At 72.0% G+C, this 23,567-nt stretch carries 22 protein-coding genes; 3 read left to right on the top strand and 19 right to left on the bottom strand.

Annotation, left to right across the window (positions count from 1 at the left end):
* From I3F54_RS03455 to I3F54_RS03390, 14 genes are all read right to left on the bottom strand, one after another.
* A partial coding sequence (locus tag I3F54_RS03455) for a biotin carboxylase N-terminal domain-containing protein (protein WP_275675664.1) occupies positions 1–75 on the bottom strand: 75 nt, incomplete at its 3' end.
* Between the two features lies 1 nt (position 76).
* Positions 77–682: a flavin reductase family protein gene (locus I3F54_RS03450; protein ID WP_240117050.1), complete on the bottom strand. Its 606-nt coding sequence runs from the start codon at positions 680–682 to the stop codon at positions 77–79.
* A gap of 83 nt (positions 683–765) precedes the next feature.
* Positions 766–2,478: an NAD(P)/FAD-dependent oxidoreductase gene (locus I3F54_RS03445; RefSeq protein ID WP_240117049.1), complete on the bottom strand. Its 1,713-nt coding sequence runs from the start codon at positions 2,476–2,478 to the stop codon at positions 766–768.
* A 170-nt stretch (positions 2,479–2,648) separates the two neighbouring features.
* Positions 2,649–3,575 carry a MarR family winged helix-turn-helix transcriptional regulator gene (locus tag I3F54_RS03440; RefSeq protein ID WP_240117048.1) on the bottom strand — a complete coding sequence of 309 codons (927 nt, stop codon included), beginning with the start codon at positions 3,573–3,575 and terminating at the stop codon, positions 2,649–2,651.
* Positions 3,576–3,826: 251 nt separating this feature from the next.
* Positions 3,827–5,302 (bottom strand): MFS transporter, encoded by a 1,476-nt coding sequence (locus tag I3F54_RS03435; RefSeq protein ID WP_240117047.1) that lies wholly within the window; start codon positions 5,300–5,302, stop codon positions 3,827–3,829.
* 168 nt (positions 5,303–5,470) lie between these two features.
* A complete protein-coding gene (locus I3F54_RS03430) occupies positions 5,471–6,148 on the bottom strand; it encodes a hemerythrin domain-containing protein (protein ID WP_240117046.1) in 678 nt (225 codons plus the stop codon).
* Between the two features lie 176 nt (positions 6,149–6,324).
* Positions 6,325–7,629, bottom strand: coding sequence for a cation:proton antiporter (locus tag I3F54_RS03425; RefSeq protein ID WP_240117045.1), 1,305 nt, complete (start codon positions 7,627–7,629; stop codon positions 6,325–6,327).
* A gap of 94 nt (positions 7,630–7,723) precedes the next feature.
* Positions 7,724–8,335, bottom strand: coding sequence for an NADPH-dependent FMN reductase (locus I3F54_RS03420; RefSeq protein ID WP_240117044.1), 612 nt, complete (start codon positions 8,333–8,335; stop codon positions 7,724–7,726).
* The gene (locus tag I3F54_RS03415; protein WP_240117043.1) at positions 8,332–8,736 is read right to left on the bottom strand and encodes a nitroreductase family deazaflavin-dependent oxidoreductase; all 405 of its coding nucleotides are present in this window, start codon (positions 8,734–8,736) and stop codon (positions 8,332–8,334) included. Before I3F54_RS03415 ends, I3F54_RS03420 begins: the two co-directional genes overlap by 4 nt.
* Positions 8,737–8,922: 186 nt before the next feature.
* Complete coding sequence (locus I3F54_RS03410) at positions 8,923–9,405, bottom strand: ester cyclase (RefSeq protein WP_240117042.1); 483 nt, start codon at positions 9,403–9,405, stop codon at positions 8,923–8,925.
* An 18-nt stretch (positions 9,406–9,423) separates the two neighbouring features.
* Positions 9,424–9,960 (bottom strand): nuclear transport factor 2 family protein, encoded by a 537-nt coding sequence (locus I3F54_RS03405; protein WP_240117041.1) that lies wholly within the window; start codon positions 9,958–9,960, stop codon positions 9,424–9,426.
* Entirely contained in the window at positions 9,957–10,328 is a 372-nt protein-coding gene (locus tag I3F54_RS03400; protein ID WP_240117040.1) for a dehydrogenase, read from the bottom strand. The genes I3F54_RS03405 and I3F54_RS03400 overlap by 4 nt, the downstream gene beginning before the upstream one ends.
* 418 nt (positions 10,329–10,746) lie before the next feature.
* Positions 10,747–10,905, bottom strand: coding sequence for a helix-turn-helix domain-containing protein (locus I3F54_RS03395; RefSeq protein ID WP_240117039.1), 159 nt, complete (start codon positions 10,903–10,905; stop codon positions 10,747–10,749).
* Between the two features lie 35 nt (positions 10,906–10,940).
* Positions 10,941–11,576: an OvmZ protein gene (locus I3F54_RS03390; RefSeq protein WP_240117038.1), complete on the bottom strand. Its 636-nt coding sequence runs from the start codon at positions 11,574–11,576 to the stop codon at positions 10,941–10,943.
* Positions 11,577–11,965: 389 nt separating this feature from the next.
* Between I3F54_RS03390 and I3F54_RS03385 the strand changes: the two genes are divergently transcribed.
* A complete protein-coding gene (locus I3F54_RS03385; RefSeq protein WP_240117037.1) occupies positions 11,966–12,754 on the top strand; it encodes a response regulator transcription factor in 789 nt (262 codons plus the stop codon).
* A gap of 423 nt (positions 12,755–13,177) precedes the next feature.
* On the opposite strand, the gene I3F54_RS03380 is transcribed toward I3F54_RS03385, so the two are convergent.
* On the bottom strand, positions 13,178–14,164 hold the full coding sequence (locus I3F54_RS03380; RefSeq protein ID WP_240117036.1) for a ScbA/BarX family gamma-butyrolactone biosynthesis protein: 987 nt from the start codon (positions 14,162–14,164) through the stop codon (positions 13,178–13,180).
* Between the two features lie 224 nt (positions 14,165–14,388).
* On the opposite strand from I3F54_RS03380, the gene I3F54_RS03375 reads away from it, so the two are divergent.
* The gene (locus I3F54_RS03375) at positions 14,389–15,063 is read left to right on the top strand and encodes a ScbR family autoregulator-binding transcription factor (RefSeq protein ID WP_240117035.1); all 675 of its coding nucleotides are present in this window, start codon (positions 14,389–14,391) and stop codon (positions 15,061–15,063) included.
* A gap of 189 nt (positions 15,064–15,252) precedes the next feature.
* On the opposite strand, the gene I3F54_RS03370 is transcribed toward I3F54_RS03375, so the two are convergent.
* The 4 genes from I3F54_RS03370 to I3F54_RS03355 all read right to left on the bottom strand — a co-directional run bounded on the left by I3F54_RS03370 (position 15,253) and on the right by I3F54_RS03355 (position 19,969).
* Positions 15,253–15,906: a ScbR family autoregulator-binding transcription factor gene (locus I3F54_RS03370; RefSeq protein ID WP_240117034.1), complete on the bottom strand. Its 654-nt coding sequence runs from the start codon at positions 15,904–15,906 to the stop codon at positions 15,253–15,255.
* A 369-nt stretch (positions 15,907–16,275) separates the two neighbouring features.
* On the bottom strand, positions 16,276–16,551 hold the full coding sequence (locus I3F54_RS03365) for a DUF1876 domain-containing protein (RefSeq protein WP_240117066.1): 276 nt from the start codon (positions 16,549–16,551) through the stop codon (positions 16,276–16,278).
* A 442-nt stretch (positions 16,552–16,993) separates the two neighbouring features.
* The gene (locus tag I3F54_RS03360; RefSeq protein ID WP_240117033.1) at positions 16,994–19,204 is read right to left on the bottom strand and encodes an MMPL family transporter; all 2,211 of its coding nucleotides are present in this window, start codon (positions 19,202–19,204) and stop codon (positions 16,994–16,996) included.
* Between the two features lie 162 nt (positions 19,205–19,366).
* A complete protein-coding gene (locus I3F54_RS03355; protein ID WP_240117032.1) occupies positions 19,367–19,969 on the bottom strand; it encodes a TetR/AcrR family transcriptional regulator in 603 nt (200 codons plus the stop codon).
* Between the two features lie 352 nt (positions 19,970–20,321).
* Here I3F54_RS03355 and I3F54_RS03350 point away from each other — a divergent pair, with 352 nt between their 5' ends.
* Entirely contained in the window at positions 20,322–23,558 is a 3,237-nt protein-coding gene (locus tag I3F54_RS03350; protein ID WP_240117031.1) for a S41 family peptidase, read from the top strand.
* The last annotated feature ends 9 nt before the right edge of the window (positions 23,559–23,567 follow it).

The raw sequence follows: 23,567 nt of genomic DNA, 5'->3' as shown, positions 1-23,567 counted from the left end.
GATCCCGGAGTCCCGGCAGGCCCGGGCCACGCGGACAGCGATTTCGCCACGGTTGGCGATGAGCACCCTGCGCATGTCAGGACGCCTGCCGGGCCGGTGCCGGGACCTCGCTCCGCCGTGCCGCCGCGTGCTCGGGCCCGGCGTGGCCGAAGCGTTCGGCGCCCGTCTGCAGCGGGCCCAGGGAGCCGTCGAAGAAGACCAACGGCTCCTGGCCGTGCTGGGGCACGCCCAGTTCCACCACCTCACCGACGAGGATGTCGTGGTCGCCGGCACCGTGGATGTCGACGGTGGTGCAGGTGAGGAAGGCGAGTGCCTCGCTGAGCACCGGCAGGCCGTCGGCGGTGAAGTGGTGCGGGAGACCGTCGAACACGTCGGGCCGCCGCTCGGCGAAGTGCCGGGCCAGCGGCTGCTGCCGCGCGGACAGGAAGTTCACGGTGAAGCCGCCGCTCTCCTGGAGCAGGGAGTGCAGCCGTGACTGCTTGTGCAGGCAGAACAGCACGAGCGGGGGCTCCAGCGAGACCGAGGTGAAGGAGTTGACGGTCGTGCCGTCGGCGCGGCCGTCCGGCCCGGTGGTGATCACCGTGACCCCGGTCGTGAACAGGCCGCACACGCGGCGCAGGCTCAGTGGCTCGATGGGCTGGCGCTCATGGGTGCGGGTCAGCGACCGCGCTGCTGCGGACATTGCGGATCCCTTTCCTGGGAATTCAAGGGAGATCGGCGGAAGGCGCGGAATTCCGAACTCGGGGCATTCGGAGAATGCGCGGGTCAGAGGAGTTTGCGCACCTTGGCCCCGGCCTTGACGATTCCGAGCAGGAACTCCCGGCCGACGCTGTTCATCTCGGGCGGGGCCTCGACCGACGCCCAGTACAGGAAACGGGCCATGGTCGGCGTGGACGGGTAGATGAACCGCTTCTGCTCGTCCTTCCAGCCGAAGACCGGATTCACCACCGGCGAGTCCTGGAGCAGCCTGAAGACGATGTCGGCGGCCTCGTCGCCGGTGAGGGCACCCGCCTCGTACTTCTCGCACGTCTCCGCGGTGGCCTCCAGCAGACGCTTGAAGGAGTCGCTCTGCGGCCACCACAGGCCCGGGTGGGAGACGTTCTCCAGCTCGTCGAAGTGCTCGGGGCGGCCGTCGCGGACGTGCTTGAGGCGGGCCCGGGTCAGGCGCATGGTGCCCGGCGTGATGAAGGAGCCCCACACCCGGAAGACCGCGTTCCACAGGCGGAAGTGGGAGAAGGAGATGAAGGAGCTGTTGACCAGCTCGTCGTTGTACTGGAGCAGGCCCTGCTCCAGGCGCTCGACGTACTCGAAGCGCTCGGCCGAGAAGTCGCCGTCCTTCACGGCGGCCACCAGGCGGGAGGTGAGCGCGTCGACGACCTCCATGGTGTTGGACAGGCCGCGGGAGAACAGCGGGTCCAGGAAGCCGGCCGCGTGGGACATCAGGCACCAGCGGTCGCCGATGGTCTTCTTGGAGGAGTACTGGAGCCGGTCGGTGGAGATCCACTCGCGCACCCGGGTGGCTCCGTCGAACTGCCTTTTGACCGCCGGGTACTTGTCGAGGAAGAGCTGGAACTCCTGCTCCGGGGTCAGGTCCGTGGGCTTGGGATAGGTGCGCTCGTCCATGGTCAGGCCGACGCTGCACAGCGGGTTGCGCGACTTGGGGTGGTTGTCGAACGGGATGATCCAGAACCAGCCGCGCTCGATGAGGTGGTGCATGGTGCCGGTGTGCCAGTCGGCCGGCGGGCGCAGTTCCTTGGCGTGCCCGCTGACGTCGTCGAACCGCTTGACCCCGACGTAGTGCGTGAACATCGACCGGGAGTGGTGCTTGAAGCGGGCCGGCTTGTCGCGCAGGTCGAACTTGTCGGCCAGCGGCGAGCGGAAGCCGGAGGCGTCCACCAGGTACTTGCCCCGGTACAGCTCGGGCTGGGCGTTCGGGGCGGCGCTGCGGCCGAGGACGGTCACCCCGTCGTCATCGAAATCGACCTCGCTCGCACGCCAGTTCTGCCGCGGGGTGCAGCCGTACTTGATCGCGACGTGGAACATGAAGGAGTCGCTGTCCTGGCGGAACATGTGGCTGTTCTGGTGGAAGATCTTCGGCAGGGCCAGCTGGGTTGCCTGCCGCGGGTCGGGCTCCTTGCCGACCTCGTGCTTCATGAAGCCGAAGTGCGCCTTGGTGCCGAACGTGGGGCCGATGTCCCGGGTGGAGGCCTCCACGCTGGCCAGGCTCTTCAGCTCCGGGATGTCGTGGCGCTCGGCGAGGATGTGGATCCACTCCACGAGCTGCGGGGTCATGGACTCGCCGATGGCGAAGCGCGGATGGGCCGCGGCGTCGACCAGCAGGACCTTCGCGCCGTGCTTGGCCAGGATGGCACCGGTGACGGAACCGGCCAGGCCGGAGCCCAGGATGATGACGTCGAAGGTCATCTCCTCGGGTATGTGCGCCGTTTCGGGCGCTCCTTCGGTCTTCTTCGCGACCATGTGCTGTCTCCTTCGTCAGGGGCGGTGCACAGCAGGGAATTCAGGTCGAAAAAAGGCCCCTCATTCGCCCCCGGGTGGCTTCTGTTCGAAGCGAGGGGGCGGAATGAGGAGCCTTGGAAAAGGGCGCGACGCAGCCGCTGGATTAAGCGTGACAGGCTTTGGCCTGAGGGTCAACCCCGGGCCGGCACGGACGACTTGGCGTCCTCGGGGATGTCGGTCGTGGAAAACGATTCCGGTTCGAGGAGTTTCCACAGCAGGGTGCGGAGTTCCTCCTCTCCGCCGGGACCGAGCAGTTGCGCCACGTCGTACGCGAGTTCCGTCACGGCCGCGGTGACCAGGACGAGCTTCTGCCGGCCGGGCTCGGTCACTTCGAGGGCGTAGCGGCGCCGGTCGTGCGGGTCCCGGCCGCGGCGGACCAGGTCCTGCTTGACCAGTTCGTCCACCAGCTGCGAGGCGGCGGGCCCGGTGATGGCGAGGAACTCCGCGAGCCGCTGCTGGGACCAGGGGCCGAAGGCGGCGAGGGCCGACAGCGGGCCGTAGTGGCGCACGCGCAGTCCGGTGCCGGCGAGCTTGTCGTCGCCCTGCCGGCGGAGCCGGTGGTGGGCCTGGGCCACCAGGTACTCGGTGCCCTGCACGAGGGTCTGCGCCTGCTCGGGCAGCAGCCGGGCGAGCAGTTCGTCGAGCCGGGCCGTCTCCGCGGGGGTGAGGGCCGCGGTGAGCTGTGCGTCCCGGTCGGCGACCGCCCTGCGCCGCTCCTCCAGGGCGCGGCGGCCCCGGTCGGTCAGCGAGAGCACGTACTGGCGGCGGTTGTCGGGGTTGCGGGTGCGCTGCACCTCGCCGCGGGCCTCCAGGCGGTCGATCACCGCGACCATGATGGTGCGGTTGATGCCGAGGCGTTCGGCGAGGTCGAGCTGGGACTCCCAGTCGCGGCCGGTGAGCGCGTCGAGGACGAGGAAGTCGCGGGAGTCGGTGCCGTCGGTGCCGTGGTCGGCCTGCGAGAACTGGGCGTACACACGGCGCAGGAGGTAGCCGATGAAGTCCGTGAGTGACGCCGGGAGCGCACCGGCGACCTCGGCCGTCTCCTCGGTCCGCGTCACGGGTCCCTGGACTTCCTCGCGTTCACGCCGCACTGCAGCACCTCCTGCCCGAGTATAGGCGCGGCGCCGGTACGGCCCGGGCCGGCGCCGGACGCACCCGTGCCGGACGCACCCGTGCCGGCACGTCCGCCGGTGTCGATCCCGACGTGGATCGGCGCGGCGGCGGGCCGCCCGCGGATCCGGTACCCCCGCGACCACCGGAAGAGCCGGCGGCCCCGCCGCGGGGGAAGGAAGCGGGGCCGCCGGAGCCTTCACAGCGCGGCGGGGGACTGCTCCGCGGCGGGCCGCTGCTGCGGGGCGGTACCGGGGAGGGTCAGGACGGCCGTCAGCAGGCCCAGCAGGTACAGTGCGCCGCCGAGCAGGAAACCGTAGGAGTATCCGGTGGTCAGCGCGTCGGGCAGCTTGCTGCCGGGCAGCTCGTGCTCGGTGACGACCGTCGCGGTCGCGGCGAGGGTGGCCAGGCCGATCGCGCCGCCGATCTGCTGGGCGGTGTTGACCAGGCCGGAGGCGGCACCGGTGGCCTGCGGGGCGACGCCGCGGACGCTGATGACGGTGACGGCCACGAAGACCATGCCGAGGCCGAGGCCGACGACGAGCTGGGCGGGCAGCAGGGCGACCATCGGGTTCTGGCCCGGGGCCAGGAGGCTGAACCAGACCATGCCCGCGGTGCCGATGACCAGGCCGAGGGCGATGACGGTGCGCTCGGGGAGACGGGCGAGCAGCTGCGGGCCGAGGCCGCCGGCCGCGATGCCCATGCCGAGCGCGAAGGGCAGGTAGGCCACACCTGTGACCATCGGCTGGTAGCCCTTGACGACCTGCATGTACAGGGTCAGGAAGTAGAAGGTGGCGAGCATGCCGGCCCCGACCAGAAGCATGATCAGGTTGGCGCCGACACGGCTCTTGTCGGCCAGGACCCCGCGGGGGATCATCGGCGCGCTGCTGGAGCGCTGGATGGCGACGAAGACGGCGAGCAGCACGAGCGCGACGGCCAGGCCGATCAGGGTGACGGCGTCGTCGAGGCCCTTGTCCCCGGCCCGGTTGATGCCGTAGACGAGCGCGCCGAAGCCGAAGGTGGCGGTGAACGCGCCGGGCACGTCGACCTTGCCGCGCTCGCGCTCGCCCTCGATCAGGACGGTGGTGCCGAGCAGGACGGCCAGGGCGATCGGGATGTTGACGAACATCACCCAGCGCCAGCTCAGGTACTCGGTGAGCGCGCCGCCGAGCAGCAGGCCGACGACCGAGCCGAGGCCGCCCATCGCGCCGTACACGCCGAGCGCCTTGTTGCGGGCCTGTCCGGCGGGGAAGGTGGTGGCCAGCAGCGACAGAGCGGTGGGGGCGGCGATGGCCGCGCCCGCACCCTGGATCATCCGGGCCGCGATGAGCAGTTCCCCGCTCTGGGCGAGACCGCCGAGCAGGGATGCGCCGGTGAACAGGATCAGGCCGGTGCGGAAGACCCGGCGACGGCCGAAGAGGTCGCCGGCCCGGCCGCCGGCCAGCAGCAGGCCGCCGAAGGTCAGGGCGTAGGCGGTGACGATCCAGCCGAGGCTGGACTCGCTCAGGCCCAGCGCGCCCTGCATGCTCGGCAGGGCGACGGCGACGATGGTGTTGTCGAGGACGAGCATCAGCTGTGCTGCGGCGATGACCAGCAGCGCGAGGCCGAGCTTGCCGTCCTGCTGCGGCGGCGCCGCGGCCTGGGGGACGGCCTGGGTGCTGTCTTGCAGCGACATGAGCTCTCTCCGATGTCTCAGGGATGGGGGGTGCGGAGCGGAACGGCGCGGGCAGGCGCGGGGGACGCGGCGCGCAGCTGCCCGGGCGGGTGCGGGCGGGCGCCTGCGGGAGGCCGGTCCCCTGGTCCGGCGGGGCGTGGCGGACGGCCGGGTGCGGGCCGTCCCGGGTCAGCGGGCGGTGGAGCCGGCCCTGCTGCCCCAGATGTCCAGGTCCTCGTAGGCGGCGCGCCACTCGGTCTCGTAGGCGTTGCGCAGCTGCTCGGGCATCTTGCCCAGGACCGCGGTGAGCTTGGCGGCGGCCATGTCGTCGAGCAGCCAGGGCAGGTAGCGACTGGAGTCCTCGCCGACGCGGGTGCGCTGCTCGGCGCTGAACGCCGCCCACTGCTCCTGGGTCATCGTCAGGTCCATGAGGGCGAGCGCCTCGCGCTCCTCGTGGTCGAGGTGGTGGCTGAGGCTGGTGTACAGGGTGTCGGTGAGGCCGCTCAGGCGCTCCAGACCGGAGTCGCGGTCGGCGAGGGCGGCGTCGATGTCGGCGAGCAGGGGGTCGATGAGGGCGTGCTCGGCCTCCATCGCGTCCAGCAGGGCCAGCTCGTCGGGCTTGCCCACCAGAGCCTGCTGCATCACCGGCCAGACCGTGACGTCCTCGCTGGTGTGGTGGATGGTGAGGAACTTCTTGAACAGCTCCCAGCCGACCGCGGTGCTCAGCACGTGACGGGGGTCCTCGTCGACCCGGGCGGTGATCCGTGCGATCCGCTCCAGCTCGCGGCGCAGCGCGTCGTGGATCGCGAACATCATCGTCATGTCCAGGTTCTTGAACTTCTCGACGTTCCAGACGTTCTGGCTCATCGTTCTCTCTCCCTCGTGCCTCGGTGCTCCGTCGTGCTCTGCGTCTGCCTGCCCTGCGAGAGTATCGTCAACTCACTTATCTATCAACCTGCCAACTAGCAATTTGCCAATCATCAGCCGGTGAATCAAATGGTCTCCGGCCATCCGCCGTACCGACCCGGCCATGAAAATGCAGGTCAGAGAGGTGTGCCGGAGGACATCGCGGGTTCCTCGGGTTCGTTTCCGGCCGTTTCGGCGACACGGCCGGGATCGGTCTGCCCCTTGCGGATGAGGGCGAGCGCCGGCGTGGTCGCCGCCGTGGTGACCAGCGCCATCAGCACGAGGATCGTGAACAGCTGCGGGCCGATGACCCCCAGCCCGAGACCGATGTCCAGAACCACCAGCTCGGTCAGGCCGCGGCAGTTCATCAGCGCGCCGAGCGTCATCGCGTCACGCCGGCCCTGGCCCGACAACCGGGCCGCCAGCGAGCCGCCGCCCCACTTGCCGAGGACCGCCACCGCCAGCACCGCACCCGCCCACAGCCACTGCCGCGGGTCCGCGGCCAGCAGCGAGACATCGGTCTTCAGACCGGTGCCGACGAAGAAGAGCGGCAGCAGCACCGGCAGCGCGAACGCGCGCAGCCGGGTCGCGGTGACCTCGATCGCCCGGTTCCCGCGCGGCGCGACGACACCGAACACGAACGCGCCGAACAGCGCGTGCACCCCGATCCCGTCGGTGGCGCAGGCGGCCAGGCACACGCCGCTGAACAGCACGACGAGGACGACCCCCTCGGCGTTGCGGCGCTCGGCGCGCGCGGCCCAGCGGGCCAGTAGCGGACGCACCACGAGCACCATGACCGCGGCGAAGCCGACGGCGTACAGCGCGGTGGTGACCGCCCCCAGCGGCGAGCTGCTGCCGGTCACCGCCACCACGGCCGCCAGCAGGCACCAGGCGGTCACGTCGTCCACGGCCGCGCTGGCCATCGCCAGCGCCCCCACCCGAGAGCGGTACAGGCCCCGGTCGGTGAGGATGCGGGCCAGCACCGGAAAGGCGGTGATGCTCATCGACACCGCGATGAACAGCACGAACGACAGCCGGTCGGCCCCGGCCGGGGCGAACGTGCCGTACATGCCGAGGGCGAGCAGGGTGCCCAGCGCCAGCGGCAGGGCGATGCTCGCCTGGGAGACCGCGACGGCGGTACGGCTGTGGCCGCGCAGCGAGCCGAGGTCGAGCTCCAGCCCGACGAGGAACATGAAGGCGAGCAGTCCGACGTCGCCGAGGACACCGAGGTACGGCAGGACGGACGGCGGGAAGAGCCAGCCCTGCGCGCCGGGCCACAGCAGGCCCAGCAGCGAGGGGCCGAGCAGGATGCCGACGGCGATCTCACCGACCACCGGCGGCTGGCCGAGCCGTCTGACGAGCTGCGCGCCGGCCCGGCACGCGAGGATCACCACGGGCAGGGCGACCAGCAGGTCGGGTAACGGATCGGGGGCAGCGGCCATCACGTACTCCAGACAGGGGGAGGGGCGGGAAAGCGCGCGGGTACCTGGATCGAACGGGATGCGGTGCCTCGCCCGCCGCTGCGCCGATGCCCCGTCAGGAGCCGTACGGCACGGCGGCCTTGGCCGCCCGCAGGGCGCGGGCCCACCACAGCAGCTGGTCGAGCATGAGCTTGGCGGCGGCTGCCGCGCCCCCGGGGTCGGCGGGGAACCGGCCCTCGTCGTCGTAGTGGTCGAGGATCCGGGGGAAGGTGACGATGTCCTTCATCCCCACACAGTGGAACTCGGCGAAGATCTGCCGCAGGTGCTCGATCGCGCGTACCCCGCCGGCCGTGCCGAGCCCGTAGCCGACGAAGCCGACCGGCTTGGCCTCCCACTCCCGCTGGAAGCTGTCGATGAGCGTCTTCAGCGGTCCGGGGACGCTGCGGTTGTACTCGGGGACGACCACCACGTACGCCTCGGCCCGCGTCAGCCGCGGACGCAGGGCGGCGGCCAGCGGGTCGTCGGCGTCGAGGCTCGCGGGCAGCAGGTGGCCGGCGACGTCGACGGTGTCCAGGACGAGGTCGTCGCGGCGCCCGGCCACACCGGCGAACCAGCCGGCGACGTCCGGGGCGAGGCGGCCGTCGCGCGCCGAACCGACCAGGAGCGTGACCCGCACCGGCCGTGCGTCGCCGGCCGGACGCGCCGCGGGGCCCGCGGGGGCGGTCATCGCCGGCCCGCCCGGTGCGACGCGGGCACCGGCGTCAGCGCGATGAACTCGTTGGCCTCCACCCGGCTCAGGATGCGGCGCGTCAGGGCGGGCATCTTCGTCGTACCGTCGTCGGTGAAGACGACCGGGTCGGTGACCCTGATGCGGCGCCCGCGGGTGGTGATCTCGCACCCGCCCGCCGCCAGCACGTTCTTGACCCAGTCCGAGCCCGGGCCGTACGGCAGCGTGATGACGATGTCGTCGCCGCGCCGGAACAGCTTCACCGGCGTGCTGAACTCCCGGCCCGACTTGCGCCCGCGGTGGTGCACCTTCCCGAACCCGGGGAGCCTGCTGAAGAGCGGTCCCACGAAACGGTTGGCGAACTTGCGGTTGAAGCGCGCCACTTTCCTGTCGATCGGCATGTCTTCCCTCCTCTGCTCTGCCTGGCGTTGTGCCTGTGCTGCCCGTGCCGTCCGAACCGCCGGCGCCGCGCGGGCTCCCGCCCCTCCCCCACCGCCGACAGCGGGGGTGGGGGAGGGGCGGGAGCCCGGGTCCCGTGCGCCGGGACGGGTGCCCCGTCCCGGCGCACGGCGGTGCGGGCAGCGCGGTCAGGCGGAGGGCTTGCCCGCGCCCGGGCCGCCGGCCGGGGTGATCGGGCCGGCCGGCTTGCCGCCGGACTGCAGGAACTTCTGGAGGGCGAAGTTGTCGACGATGCCCCAGCGCTCGGCGATCTTGTCGCCCTCGAAGCGGAACCAGATGATCGCCTGGTGCTGGACCTGCAGGCCGGTCGGCGCGATGCCGATGAACGGGCCGGTGTGCTTGCCGTGCATCACCCAGCGGATGGCCGCCTTGTCGCCCATCGAGATGAAGTCGAGGATCTCGTACTTGATGCCGGTGAACGCGGACTGCTGGATCTTGATGGTGTGCTTGAAGGCCTCCGGACCGCGCAGCGAGTCGTCGTGGCTGCCGTTGTTGCGGAAGTCGGCGGTGAGGTAGCGGTCGGCGGCCGACAGGTCGCCCAGGTCAAGGCCCTCGTGGAAGACCTTCTCGATCAGTTCCTTCTGCTGCTCGGCAGTGAGCGTGGTGGCCATCGGTGCGTTCTCCTTCGCTTAGATTGCGGGGGTGTTGCCGCGGGTGTCGAGGGTCTGCCGGTCGACGTGGGTGACGCCCTTCGGTACGGCGCCCGTGGTCCACACGATCCGCAGCTGCAGCCGCTCGAAGCGCCAGCCGCCCGGGGTGCGGCGGGCGATGCCCGTGAAACGGCCGCCGAGCTGGAAGTACTCGGAGGCGTCGGGCGGCAGGGGCGAGCCGTGGTGCACGTGCGAGGCGATCAGGCTCCAGCTCACCTCGGCACGGTCGCCGTCGAGGTCGATCGAGCTGTCGGAGCCGTGGTGGTGCGTGCGGCCCCAGCGCTTCATGATCTCGGCGGTGAAGGCGGCGACACCGGCGATGCCCCGGTGGCTGCCCACCGGGAAGGTCATCTCGATGCCGTCGGTGAACAGCGAGCCGGACCAGGCCCGGTCGAAGACCCCCTCGTCGAGGCTGGCCAGATAGCGGTCGACGAGCTGTTTCAGCTCGGCGAGGTCGCCGAGTCGGGCGACCTCGGCCGCCAGGGCGTCACGGTCCGCGGCCTCGTGCCGGGTCATGACACCCGGCGCGCTTCGGTCTGCGCGTCGGTCGCGTAGATGACGACGTCGTCGGGGCCGTGCACGACGGCTTTGCCCTCGCCGGCGATGGTCTCGCCGTCGCGCTGCGCGCTGATGTCGATCTGTATGTAGGCGGCGTGGTGGCCGTTGGGGCTGATCTGCGTGATGTCGACGTTGAAGTCCTCGCGCAGGGAGAACTCCAGGGAGTCGTCACCGGTGACGGTCCAGGAGCCGGTACCGGTGCTCTTCTTGGTGACGACCGTGAGCGACCCGTCCGGCTCGAAGGTGACCGTGTAGTCGTCCACCTCGCCGTCGTGCGTCACGGTACCCGTCCAGCGACCGACGGGCGTCCAGGTAGAAACAGGCATCGACCACACTTCCTTCAGTCGGGCGACAGGAAACAAGAAATCCGCACCCGGTCATGAGCCGACCTGGATACGGATTCGGAATAGCGCCGCCCGGGAGAACCACCGGCCGAAGGGCGGGTGCGTCAGGGCATGAGGGCGCCGGAAAAAGTGTGACACCCCGGCGCGCGACCCGTCAACTGTCCTTTTAATAAAGCAAGTTGATGCATCACTGGCTGATGAATCACGGGCTTGCGCACAGCGGCGGGAAGGGGAACGGGGAATGACGCACGGCAAGCGGCCCCCGCGGCCGAGGGGGGCCGCGGGGGCTGTCGCCTCCGGATCCCCGCACGGATCCGGGTCGTGCTCCGTGATGGTCTGTCGTGTTCCGTGATGGTCAACGGCTGCGGTCAGCCCGTTGCCGGCGGCCGGGCGGTGCGCGTCACCCGGACTCGCCGTCGCGAGCGAGCGCGAGCAGTTCGTCGAGGTCGTACTCGGCCCGCTGCGGCCCGCCGTAGCGGGTGATCTTCCCGCGACTGGCCCACTTGCGGATCGTGGCCTGGCTCACGCCCATCGCGAGGGCGGCCAGTTCCGTCGGCACGGTACGCCGCCCCCCTCCCGCCGGGCCCGGCCCGGTCACGCCGCGTCCCTCCTCGCCCGGTCGGCCAGCAGCAGCCAGCGCCGCGGCGGCAGCGCGTGACCCGCGTCGCAGGAGACATGGCTCGGCACCCGGTCGCCGTCGGCCGGCAGCACGCCGTGCAGGTTCCCGGCGCAGTCGGGCTCCACGCACGCGCCGAGGGGGAACCTGCGCACCGGCCCGGGCCCGAAGAGCGCGCCGAGCTCGGAGCGCAGTTCGACGAGTTCCTCGTCGAAGTCGACCCCCGCGGGATGCCCCGCCAGCCACGGCAGCTGCCGCCGCAGGAACGGGACGAGGGCCCCCACCCCGCGCTCCACCGGACGGTGCCCCGCCTCGTCGCGCTCGTCCACGACGAGCCGCGCCCACAGCCCCAGTACCTCCGACAGCCGGGAGCGCAGTGCCACGGCCCGTTCGTCGAGCACGATGCCCGCGGCACCACGGCTGCCGCTGACCCGTTCGCGCAGTTGCGGCGGAGCGGGCGCGAGTGCCAGATCGCTTTCCTCGTACAGGTCGAGCAGGGTGCGCAGTTCGCCGTCGATCCTCGCCACGCACTTGGCGCAGATCCGACCGCACAGCCGTGCGCAGTCCCTGCTCCCGTGCTCGTCGCCGAGCAGTCGATGCCCGTGCATATCCATCCCCCTGAATCCCTGGGTGCGCCTGAGACTGCGTCCATCCTCAGGTGCGGCCGGAAGGGGCTTCAACGCCGTCCGGGGCATATTTCCGACAAGCATCTGCAGCTGTGTCAGTGGAGCGTCAACGGGGCGTCAAGTGGCTGGATCGGCACGCTCCCGGGGTGGGACCGCTGTGACGGAAGGGGCCGCCGGGGCGGCTGCCCTGCGGTCCGGCGGCCGGATCCGACCGCGGGCCGAAGCGGGGGCGGGCCGAAGCGGCGGGGCGGACGGCGCGGAAGCACCTTGCTGACCGGTCGACTGGTTTGATAGACCTAGTAGAAGATACCATTCGACCAGTTTTTTTAGACGCAAGGGCCGCTCCGCGGGCGGGCCACGGCTCTGGGAGACATCGGATGAGGACCATTCTGATCGTCGACGACGACGACGGCATGGCCGAGGCTCTCGTGCAGACCCTGGCCGTGCACGGCTACACCCCGCTGCGCGCCAGGACCGGAGCCGAGGCACTGGACCTGTTCGGCGAGGCCTCACTCGTCGTGCTCGACCTCACCCTGCCCGACCTGGCGGGGCACGAGGTGTGCCGGCGCATCCGCGAGCGGTCCTGCGTGCCCATCCTCGCCATGAGCGACCGGGCCGAGGAACTCGACCGGGTGATGGCCTTCCACATGGGCGCCGACGCCTTCGCCTTCAAGCCCGTGGGCGGCTACGAACTGGTGGCCCGGATGCAGGCGCTGTTCCGGCGGGCGGGCGACTGCCCCCGGCACACCGCGGACGAACAGGCGCCGGCGGAGCCGGCCGAGACGCATGCCAGCCCCGACCCACCCGCCCGGCCGACCGGCCCCGACCTGCTCCGCGCCGGCCCGCTCCGTCTCGACCTGCGCACCCGCCGGGTGCTGCTGCGCGACGAGGAGGTGGCCGTCACCCGCAGGGAGTTCGACCTGCTGGCACTGCTCATCGAGGAACCCGGCACGGTGCGGCGGCGGCAGGACATCATGGCGCGGGTCTGGGACGAGAACTGGTTCGGCTCCACACGCACGCTGGACGTACACGTGGGCTCCCTGCGCACGAAGCTGGGCAGCCGGGAGTGGATCGAGACGGTGCGCGGAATCGGCTACCGCCTGACGGTCCCCGCGGGACCGCCCACGCCCGGGGCCGCCCACGTCCCCGCGTCCACGGGCCGCTGAGCCCACCCGCCGGCGCGGGTGGGCGGCGGAGTTCGGGGCCGCCGGGCGGGGAGAGCCGGGGGAGGCCGTCGCGGGGGGCCGGGGACCGCCGCGGAGGCCCGGGGGGAGGCACCGCGGAGGCCCGGGGGACACCGCGGAGAACCGCCCCGTCGGCGGAGGACCGGGAGCCATCGCGGAGGAGGGGCGGCAGTCCTCTCCGCAACGCCCCCTGGCGGACCACGGAGACCCTCCACGGCTGAGCACGGCTTCGCGGCGGCCGCCGCCCAGGCCCCCGGGGCACGGTGGCCGGCCCCGTACGCATGACCGGGTCGGGCAGGTGACGAGGGCGCGCCGCCGTCGGCGGTCGTGCGTACCGCGGTGTCCCCTCCCAGCGGTAGGCCTTCTCGCGGCGCCGCCCCCGCCCTGCCCCGGGGCGGAACTCCCCTACAAGCGTCCGCTCCCCGCGTCCAGCAGGGAGACACGGCAGCTGCCGGCCACCGCGTCCTGCTGATGGAACGTCACCATGGCCTCTCCGCGCCCCGGTTCACCTCCGGGCGGGGCGGGCGTGACCATCACCAGGCACGGCGAGTCCAGCTCGATGTACCGGTGGAAGGCGGCGTCGCAGCCGACGAGCAGCCCGCGCGGCAGCCCGAGCGAGGCCAGGGCCGCCTGCCGGGCGGCCTCCAGGACGACCATGCCCGGCACGTGGTCCACCGGGTGGTCGAACAGCACGGGGTGTGTGGCGTCGACGCGCAGCAGATAGGCATGGCTCTGTTCGTCCGCGGCCTCCCCGTCCCGGACGCCCAGCACCACGTCGAACTCCTGCATGCGGCCGACCAGGTGCGGCGCGACCGCCCGGGACGGCACGCAGGCGGGGTCGTCGGCCGCCCGCCCGCCGCGCAGCCTGTGGTACACCGCCGGCGCGACGCAGTCGGTCGACCCGCTTCCGCGGGCGATGAGCGTGCCGTCGCGGTGCGCGGTGAAGTCGCATCCGAAGGAGGTCACATGGCCGGCGCGGCAGCGGATGTCCCGCATGCTCGCGTCGATCACCACGTCCGCCGGGGTCCCGGCGAGCCGCATCCCCTCCTCCGTGGTCTCGAAGGTCATGGTGCGCGTCAGGAACTGATGCCCCATCGGGATGCCCAGAGCCTGGTGGCCGAGCAGGAGCGCGGCCTGACGAATCGATTCCGCGAACAGCATCGGATCGTGCCAGCTCCCGGCGACCGGTCCGTAGTAGCTGTGGCAGCGCGCCCACTGGGCGCCGATGCGATACGCGTCCCTCCCCCGGGGCCGCACCCCCGTGAGGAGAACCTCGGACACGGCAGCGCGGTGGACCAGCCAGCGCGGCACCGTCCGTTCGAAGAGTTGGGCCTCCTCCCTCTCCTGCGTTAAAAAATCCAGCCGCTCGGCTTGCACAAGTGGACTCATCATTGCGCCTCCGGTGACACGAAAGGAACGCAGCCTTCCGCGAAAGGACCAGGACAGTGCGAGAGATGGGCCGCCGTCGCGCATGGGCACCACCGGGGCGATAGCGTACTAGCTGACTGGTTTTTTTTCTCTACCTCTTCATGGCAGTCTGATGACTGAGAGGAGTCGAGACACGCGGCCGGCACCCCGGCCGGATCTCGGCGCCGAGACGCACAGGGAGGTACCACGTGGCCAGGGCCAGGCAGGAACGGGCGGAGATCACCCGGCAGGCGATCCTCGACGGGGCGGCCGCCGCCTTCGACGCGACCGGCTACGGCAGCACGAGCCTGAGCGACGTCGCCCAGCACGCCGGCGTCACCAAAGGAGCGCTCTACTTCCATTTCTCGTCCAAGGAGGCCCTGGCCCAGGCCCTGGTGGAGGAGCAGCGGCAGTACGCCGAACTGCTGGCCGACGTACCGAAGCCCGGCGTACAAACGCTCATCGACATGGGCCACCGGATGGCCCACGGGCTGCTCAACGACGTACGCCTGCGGGCGGGGGTGCGGCTCGTGGTGGAGTTCGGCTCGTTCGGCTCGCCCGACCCGGCTCCCTACAGTGCCTGGATCAACGCCATCCGGGACTGCCTGGTCCACGCCCAGGCCCGCGGCGACGTCCAGGCCGGCATCAACGTCACGGACCTGGCGAACGTCCTGTCCAGCGCGTTCACCGGACTTCAGCTCACCTCGCACGTCCTGACGGCACGCAAGGACCTGGACGACCGCGTCACCGACCTGTGGCGGTTCCTGCTGCCCGGCGTCGTCCCGCCCCGGCGCGTCTCCCGCTTCGAACCGGCGGGCTCCCCGGAGTGCCGCGCGGAACTGGGCCTGCCGCCGCTCTTCGACGGGCAGGCCAAGAACGCCTGACCGGCCCGCGGGCCGCACGTCCCGGACCCGCACCGCGCCCGCGGCCGGTGAGCCGGCACGGCAGGCTGCCGTCCCGGCCGGGCGCCGGCCGCCGCCCGGGCCTCACCGGCGTCGGCGGGCCGACGTGCCCCGGGGGAGGGTCGCCCGGCCGGAAGGTGTGCCGGGCGTGACGGTGTGACGGCGTGCCGTTCAGGTGCCGCCATGGCCGGGCGGCGTGGTACGCACGCCCCGCAGGCCCTCCCGGGACGCCAGGCCCGTGAGGGTGAGTTCCCACAGGTCGGCCAGCCAGGTGTCGCACTGTGCGGCCGGCGCGCCCAGCCAGGTCAGGGTCTCCAGCCCGGTGACGGCCGCCGTCACCGGCGTGCGTGCGGATGCCTGCGACACGGAGCCGTCCAGTTCGCCGACCCGGCGGGCCTGATCGAGGAGTCCGCCGAGCCGCCCGAGCCACTGCCGGTAGAAGTCCGGCGGGTCGTCATCGTGTCCCTGCGGCCCGGCGTCGTCGCGCTCCCGCGCGATGCGAACCGAGGCCCGCACGTACACGTCCTCGCGCAGCAACCGCCCCAGCACGTAGGTCAGGTCGACGATGATCTGGAGAAAGGGGCCGCCGGCTGCCTCCAGCCGCAGCGCCGCCCGCTCCATGGTCTCCCGGGCCCGCTCCAGCACGGCCACGGCGATCTCGTCCTTGGTGGAGAAGTGGAAGAACAGCGCCCCCTTGGTCACCCCGGCGTGCCGGCTGATGTCGGCGAGCGTCGCCCCCGTATAGCCGTGCCGCGCGAACGCGTCGGCAGCCGCGGCCACCAGCCGTTCCACGGTCTGCTCCGACCGCTTCTGCCTGCCCGCCATCAGACCGCCCCTCGCGGCACCGCCGTGCGGCGCCGTCCGTCCACACGTCCCTGCTCCCTTGATACGCCCCGGCACGACAGTGGAGTGCAAGCTCCACGTCAGACACGCGACAAGCCTCGGCAATCTTCACCGGCCCGTTTCCGGCGGACCGGCACGGCACGGCAGCGCGGGGCCCGGCGCACGCCTCGCGCGCCGGACCCGCGACGGTTCAGCGCACGGATCGGTACTCGCCGCGCGGATCGGTACCCGCCGCGCGGATCGGTGCGCAGCCCGGAGCGGGACGGTGGTCGGCCGGACGGGGCCAGGGGGTGGATCAGCGCTGAACCACGCGCGGCTCCGGGCGCGGTTCAGGTGTGCTGGGGAGGGGGATCAGACGTGGATCGGCTGGGACGCTCTGCCGGACGCGTCGTCGATCTCCCCGTGCGCTTTGGTCAGCAGTTGCATGGCCAGCTCGTTGAGGGCCCGGGCACCTGCGATCTCCTCGCCGACACGGGGCTGGTTGGAGTCGGTGTGATGGCGGGTGGCGCGCCCGTGGGCCCGCACCTCCGTGCCGTCGGGCAGACGGACCAGCGCCACGGCGCGCGTGTGCTGGTCGTCCTCCATGAATTCCATCTCCACGTGCCATCCCACTGCGGTGTGCATCATGACGATCACCTCCGGAACACCTGCTTCCAGGGTGCTCCTCCCGGCCCGCCCCCGCATCCACGGGTGCCCGTACCGGACAGCCTCGCCCCGGTCGTGGCCCCGCCACCGCAGCACACGGCGTACACGGGCACCACCAGCCGGGAGGGCCGTCGGCCGGGCGGCGTACCCGAGGGGCGGCCCCGAGGCCCGCACGCCGAGACCGTCCAGGACGGTGCAGACCGCGGTGGTCGGCCCGGTGGCGAAGGCCGCGCCGATCGCGGCCCGGTCCGGTCGCCGCCCGCGCGTCCCCCACAGCGCGGCGCCGGTCAGCCCGGCGCCGCGACCGCCCGATGGTGGCTTGCCCGCTGCGGCGGTCCCGCGCCGGCTGCCGTGCGGCGAAAGGCCGGTGAGAGTGCCCGTCCCCACGGAACCCTCACCGGCCGTCAGCGGCGGAGACGGTACGTCAGACCCGTACCAGCTCCCGGTCCTCCTCCGCGCCGGAGCGCGTGCGCAGTCCCTCGCCCTCGACGTCGACGTTGGGCAGGGCGCGGTCCAGCCACTTCGGCAGCCACCAGGCCCGCCTTCCGAGCAGGGCCAGGACCGCCGGGACGATGGCCATGCGGACGATGAACGCGTCGAAGAAGACGGCGACCGCGAGGCCGAAGCCGATCATCTTGACCATCGACTCGGACGAGCCGATGAAGCCCGCGAAGACCGCCATCATGATCACGGCCGCGGCCGTGACGACTCTCGCGCCGTGCTGGAAGCCGGTCACCACGGCCTGGCCGGGCTTCTCGCCGTGGACGAACGCCTCGCGCATCCGCGTCACGAGGAACACCTCGTAGTCCATCGCCAGGCCGAAGACCACGCCGACCATGAAGATCGGCATCATCGACATGACCGGACCGGTCTCCTCCACGCCCATCAGATCGGCGAGCCACCCCCACTGGAAGACCGCGACGACCGCGCCCAGCGCCGCCATGACGCTCAGCAGGAAGCCCAGCGCGGCCTTCAGCGGGACCAGGATCGACCGGAACACCACGATCAGCAGCAGGAACGCCAGGCCGACGACCAGGACCAGGTACGGGACCAGCGCGTCGTTCAGCTTCTGCGAGACGTCGATGTTCATCGCCGTCGAACCGGTGACCAGGACCTGCGCGTCCGTCCTCGCCCCGATCCCGGCGCCCGCGTCGCGGATGCCGTGCACCAGGTCCTCGGTCGTCGTGGAGGACGGCTTGGATCCTGGGATCACGGTGATCGTCGCGGTGTCGCCGGCCTTGTTGAACGCCGCGGGCGTGACCGTGGTGACGTCCTTCAGGCCCTTGATCTCCTCGGAGACGTCGGCGACGGCGGCCTTGGGGTCGTCGGCGCGCTGCGCGTCGACGACCACCAGCAGCGGGCCGTTGAAGCCGGGGCCGAAGCCCTCCGACAGCAGGTCGTAGGCGCGGCGCTGGGTGGTCGACGTCGGCTGGGAGCCGTCGTCGGGCAGGCCCAGCTCCAGCGAGGCGGCCGGGACCGCCGCCGCGCCGAGGCCGACCACGCCCAGCAGCAGGACGGCGACCGGCCGGCGCACCACGAAGCTCGCCCAGCGCGTGCCCGTGTTGGGCTTGCCCGCAGCCGTGGGAGCCTTCCTCCCACCGCCGCCGAGCAGCTTGTTCTTCTGCCCGGCCGGCTTCACCTTCCGCCCGGCGAAGCCCAGCAGCGCGGGAATCATCGTCAGGGCGATGAGGACCGCGATGGCCACGGTGCCGGCCGCGGCGACGCCCATCTTCGTCAGCATCGGGATGTTGACGACGGACAGGCCGACCAGCGCGATGACGACGGTGAGACCGGCGAAGACGACGGCGGAGCCGGCGGTGCCGACGGCGCGGCCCACGGCCTCCTCGCGGTCACGGCCCTCGGCGAGTTCGGCGCGGTAGCGCGAGACGATGAACAAGGCGTAGTCGATGCCCACGGCCAGGCCGATCATCGTCGCCAGGGTGGAGGTGGTCGAGCCGAGGTCGAGCGGGTCGGCCAGCGCGGTGATCGCGGAGACACCGATGCCGACACCGATCAGCGCGGTCAGCAGCGGCAGGCCGGCGGCGAGCAGCGAACCGAAGGTGATGACGAGGACGACGGCCGCGATGGCGATGCCGATGACCTCGGTGGCACCGGTCTCGGGAACGGCGCTGAGCGCGTCACCGCCGACCTCCACCGTCAGCCCGGCGTCGCGCGCGTGCTGCGCGGACTCCTTCAGGGCGTCCTTGGTCGCGTCCTCCAACTCCATGCCGGAGACCTTGTACTTCACCGAGGCGTACGCGATCGTGCCGTCCTTGCTGACGGCCTTGCCCGCGTAGGGGTCGGCGACCGAGGCGACCTCGGAGCCGTCGGAGAGCTCCTCGACCGTCTTCTCGACGGTCGCCTTGTTGTCCGGGTCGGTCATCTTCTCGCCGCCGGGCGCCTTGAAGACGACGCGGGCGGTGGCGCCGTCGGCGCTCATGCCGGGGAACCGCTGCTCCAGCAGGTCGAAGGCCTTCTGGGCCTCGGTGCCGGGAACGGAGAAGGAGGAGTTGCCGGCGGCGGGGGCGCTGGCCGCGCCGACCCCGGCGAGGGTCAGCAGCGCGACCCAGATCAGGGCGACGAAGTGCCGTCGCCTGAAGGCCAGCCGGCCGAGTCTGTAGAGGAACGTGGCCACGAGGGCGTACTCCCGGTCAGGTCGTGGGGGTGTTCAGGGCAGGGGTGATCGGCCCGACGACGTGAGCGGTGGCGTCAGGTGGAGGGCTCGCTCGGGGACAGGTCGGAGCGTGACGCGTCGGTGGCGGCGACGTGCCGCCGTCGACGTGTCAGGGGTGACGTGTCAGGAGGTGGAGGCGCCGAGGGCGGGGAGGACCACGGCGTCGATGTACGACAGCAGGAACGCCTGGGTGGGCGGCTGCTCGTCGATCAGGGTGCGGGCGGCGAAGGCGCCGACCATCATGTGCACGATGTACGCCATCGCCGGGTTGTCCGGGCGCACCTCGCCCCGGTCGACGGCGCGTTGCAGCATGCTGCGGAACTCCGCCGTCTCCGGTTCGATCAGGTGCTCCCGGAAGGCCTGCAGCAGGTCCGGGTTGCTGTGGACCGCCATGGCCAGGGCCCGTAGCAGGGCGGAGTTCTGCGCCATCTCGCAGTCGTCCGACCGCAGGGTGAGCGCCTGCAGATCCCCGCGGAGGGACCCGGTGTCGACCGCGCCGGCCGCGCCGCCCGGCTTGTTGTGCCGCACCGCCTTCGCGACCAGCTCGGCCTTGCCGCCCCACTGGCGGTAGAGCGTCGCCTTGCTGGACCGGGTGCGGGCGGCCACGGCGTCCATGGTGAGGGCGTCGTAGCCGACTTCCCGGAGCAGGTCGAGCACGGCCTCGTACAGCTCGGCCTGGCGCTCGGGTGTGATCCGGCTGCGACGCGCGGTCGTGACCTCGGTCATGCCACTCACCCTTTCCGCTCCGGTGGTGCCGCTTCGAACGACACGGTTTCGTACTCCACTGGGTACTCCACGAATGTACCGCAGCGTCTTTTCGAAACGAAACGGTTTCGTACGTGTCTTGGGTCACGACTGTCGGATCCGCATAAACGAGCCGCGCGCCGGAGGCGGCGGCCGCACCGCCCCCGGTCCGGCGCACCGCGGCCCGCGCCAGGGCGCCGGCAACGGCACCGAGGACCCGTCGGGACCGGGAGCAGCCGGCCGGACCCGGCGCCGGGCGGGTGCGTTCGCGGGCGGGGGGGAATCCCGGCGGTCACGAGTTGCTGCCGCCCCTCCCCCGGAAAAGCATGGGGAGGTGAGCTATCTGCGCCTGCCCCACCTCCACGGTGATCTGCTGTGCTTCGTGGCCGAGGACGACCTCTGGCTGGCCCCCCTCGACGGTCCGGACCGCGCCTGGCGGCTCACCGTCGACCGGACGAAGACCGGGCACCCGCGTTTCTCGCCCGACGGCCGCAGCATCGCGTACACCTCGTGGCGCAGTCTGGCGCCCGAGATCCACCTGGTCGGAACGGACGGCGGGGAGAGCCTGCGGCTGACGCACTGGGGCAGCGCCGACACCCAGGTGCGCGGCTGGACCCCGGACGGCGACATCCTCGCCGTCGCCTCGCACGGCGAGCCCTTCCCGCACTTCACCTGGGCCTACAAGGTCGCCACCGAGGACGACCCGGGCCGCAAGCTCCCCTGGGGCCCCGTCTCCGACATCCAGGTGGCCGACCTCGACGGCGAGCGCAGGACCCTGCTGCTCACCGGCACCCCACCGCACGAGCCGGCCGCCTGGAAGCGGTACCGGGGCGGCGCCACGGGACGCCTGTGGCTGCACGGCGAGCGGCTGCTGCCGGACCTCGGCGGCCATCTCCACTCCCCCATGTTCGTCGGCGGCCGGATCGCCTTCCTCTCCGACCACGAGGGCGTCGGCAACCTCTACTCCTGCGCCCATGACGGCTCCGACCTGCGCCGCCACACCGACCACGACGCCTTCTACGCCCGGCACGCCGCCAGCGACGGCACCCGCGTGGTGTACCAGTGCGCGGGCGACCTGTGGCTGGTGGACGACCTGTCACCGGACGCGCTGCCACGCCGCCTGGACGTGCGGCTGTCCGGGCCGCGCGCCGGGCGCCGCCGCTACCAGGTCCCGGCGTCCCAGCACGTGGACGGTCTCTCCGTCGACGAGACGGGCCGGGCCAGTGCCGTCGTCGTCCGCGGCAGCCTGTACTGGCTCACCCATCGCGACGGTCCCGCCCGCACCCTCACCGACACCCCCGGGGTGCGGGTGCGGCTGCCGGAGATGCTGGGCTCGACCGGGCAGGTCGCCTACGTCACCGACGCCGACGGCGAGGACGCGGTCGAGATCGCCTACCTGCCCCGTGCCACCGGCGACCGCGCGCCGCGCCGCCTGGCCTCCGGCGAACTGGGCCGCGTGCTGGAGATGGTGTCCGACCCCACGGGCGAACGGGTCGCCGTCGCCGCGCACGACGGGCGGCTGCTGCTCCTGGACGTCACCGAGGACTCCAACGGCGAGGTCACCGAGCTGGTCCGGTCCGGCAACGGTCCCGTGCGCGACCTGGCCTTCGCCCCGGACTGCTGCTGGCTGACCTGGTCGCACCCGGGCGTCGGGCGGTCGCTGCGGCAGATCAGGCTGGCCCGGATGAAGGACCGCCTGATCGTCGACGTGACCAACGGCCGTTTCGAGGACGAGAACCCGGTCTTCACCCGCGACGGCCGCTACCTCGCCTTCCTGTCCTGGCGCGGCTTCGACCCCGTCTACGACGTCCACACCGGCGACCTGTCCTTCCCGCTGGGCTGCCGCCCCTACCTCGTCCCCCTGTCCTCCGCCACGCCCTCCCCGTTCGCACTGAACCCCGAGGGCAGGCCGGCCGCCGGAGGCCTGGACCCGGTGGAGGACGAGGGGACCGGCGACGGAAGCGCGGTGACGGTGGAGGTGGCGGGCCTGGAGAGCAGGGTGACGCCCTTCCCGGTCGCGGCCTCCAAGTACTCGGGGCTGCGCCCGGTGGCGGGCGGCGGACTGGTCTGGCTGCGCTGGCCCATCTCCGGCGCGCTGGGCGAGACGTTCGCCAACCCCGGCGACCCCAGCGAACGGCCGACGCTGGAGCACTTCAACCCGACCCGGGCGAAGAAGTCCGAACTCGTCGGCCACCTGGACTGGTTCGCCGTCAGCGGCGACGGCAGCCGTCTGGTCGTCATGGACGAGGGCGATCTGCGGGCCGTGCCCGCCACCGAGTCCGGCGAGGGCGACACCACCACCTGGATCGACCTGCGCCGCATCCTCCACGAGGCCGATCCGCCCGCCGAGTGGCGCCAGTCCTACGAGGAGGCCGGCCGGCTCGTCCGCGCCTACTTCTGGGACCCGGGGATGAGCGGCGTCGACTGGGACGCCGTGCTCGCGCAGTACCGGCCGCTGCTCGAACGGGTCGCCTCTCCCGACGAGTTCGCCGACCTGCTGCGCGAGGTGCTCGGCGAGTTGGGCACCTCCCACGCCTACGTCTCCGCCGCCCGCCGCAACGAGGGCCCGGCGCACTACCAGCGTCTGCAGGGCCTCCTCGGCGCCAACTTCGCCCGCCGGGAGGCCGGGTGGACGGTGAAGCGGATCCTGCCGGGCGACTCCTCCGACTCCAGGGCCCGCTCACCGCTGGCCGGCACGGGCATCCGCGAGGGCGCCGTCCTCACCCACGTCGACGGGCGCCCGGTGGACCGGGCCACCGGACCGTACCCACTGCTGGCGGGGTCGGGGGGCACCACGGTGGAGCTGACGTTCACCCCGGCGGAAGGGGTCGCCGGCCGTGCCCGCCGCGTCGCGGTCGTCCCCCTCGCCGACGAACGCCCGCTGCGCTACCAGGACTGGGTCGCCAAACGCCGCGGCGTCGTACGGCAGTTGAGCGACGGCCGGTGCGGCTACCTCCACATCCCCGACATGGGCGGCTCCGGCTGGGCGCAGTTCAACCGGGACCTGCGCATGGAGGTGTCCCGGCCCGCGCTCATCGTGGACGTCCGCGGCAACGCCGGCGGCCACATCAGCGAGCTGGTCGTCGAGAAACTCACCCGCACGATCATCGGCTGGGACCTGACGAGGAACGCCCAGCCCGTTTCGTACGCCTCCAACGCACCGCGCGGTCCGGTCGTGGCCCTGTGCGACGAGTCGACGTCCTCCGACGGCGACATGATCATCGCGGCGTTCAAGCTGCTGGGACTGGGGCCCGTGGTCGGGCAGCGGACCTGGGGCGGCGTCGTCGGCATGACCGGCCGCCACCGTCTCGGCGACGGCTCGGTGATCACCGTGCCGATGAACGCGGCATGGTTCGACGCCTACGGCTGGTCGGTGGAGAACCTGGGCGTCAGCCCCGACGTCGAGGCACTGCGCACCCCCCTCGACTGGGCCGAGGGCCGCCACGCCCAGCTCGGCGACGCCGTCCGACTCGCCCTGGAACTGCTGGAGTCCAACCCGCCGGCCACACCGCCGGACTACCGGGACGTACCCGACAGGTCCCGCCCGAAGCTGCCACCACGCAGCAGTTGAGACTCACGG

This window comes from Streptomyces sp. MUM 2J, assembly GCF_022414535.1.
Lineage (GTDB): Bacteria > Actinomycetota > Actinomycetes > Streptomycetales > Streptomycetaceae > Streptomyces.
This window is presented reverse-complemented; position numbering and strand designations above follow the sequence as displayed.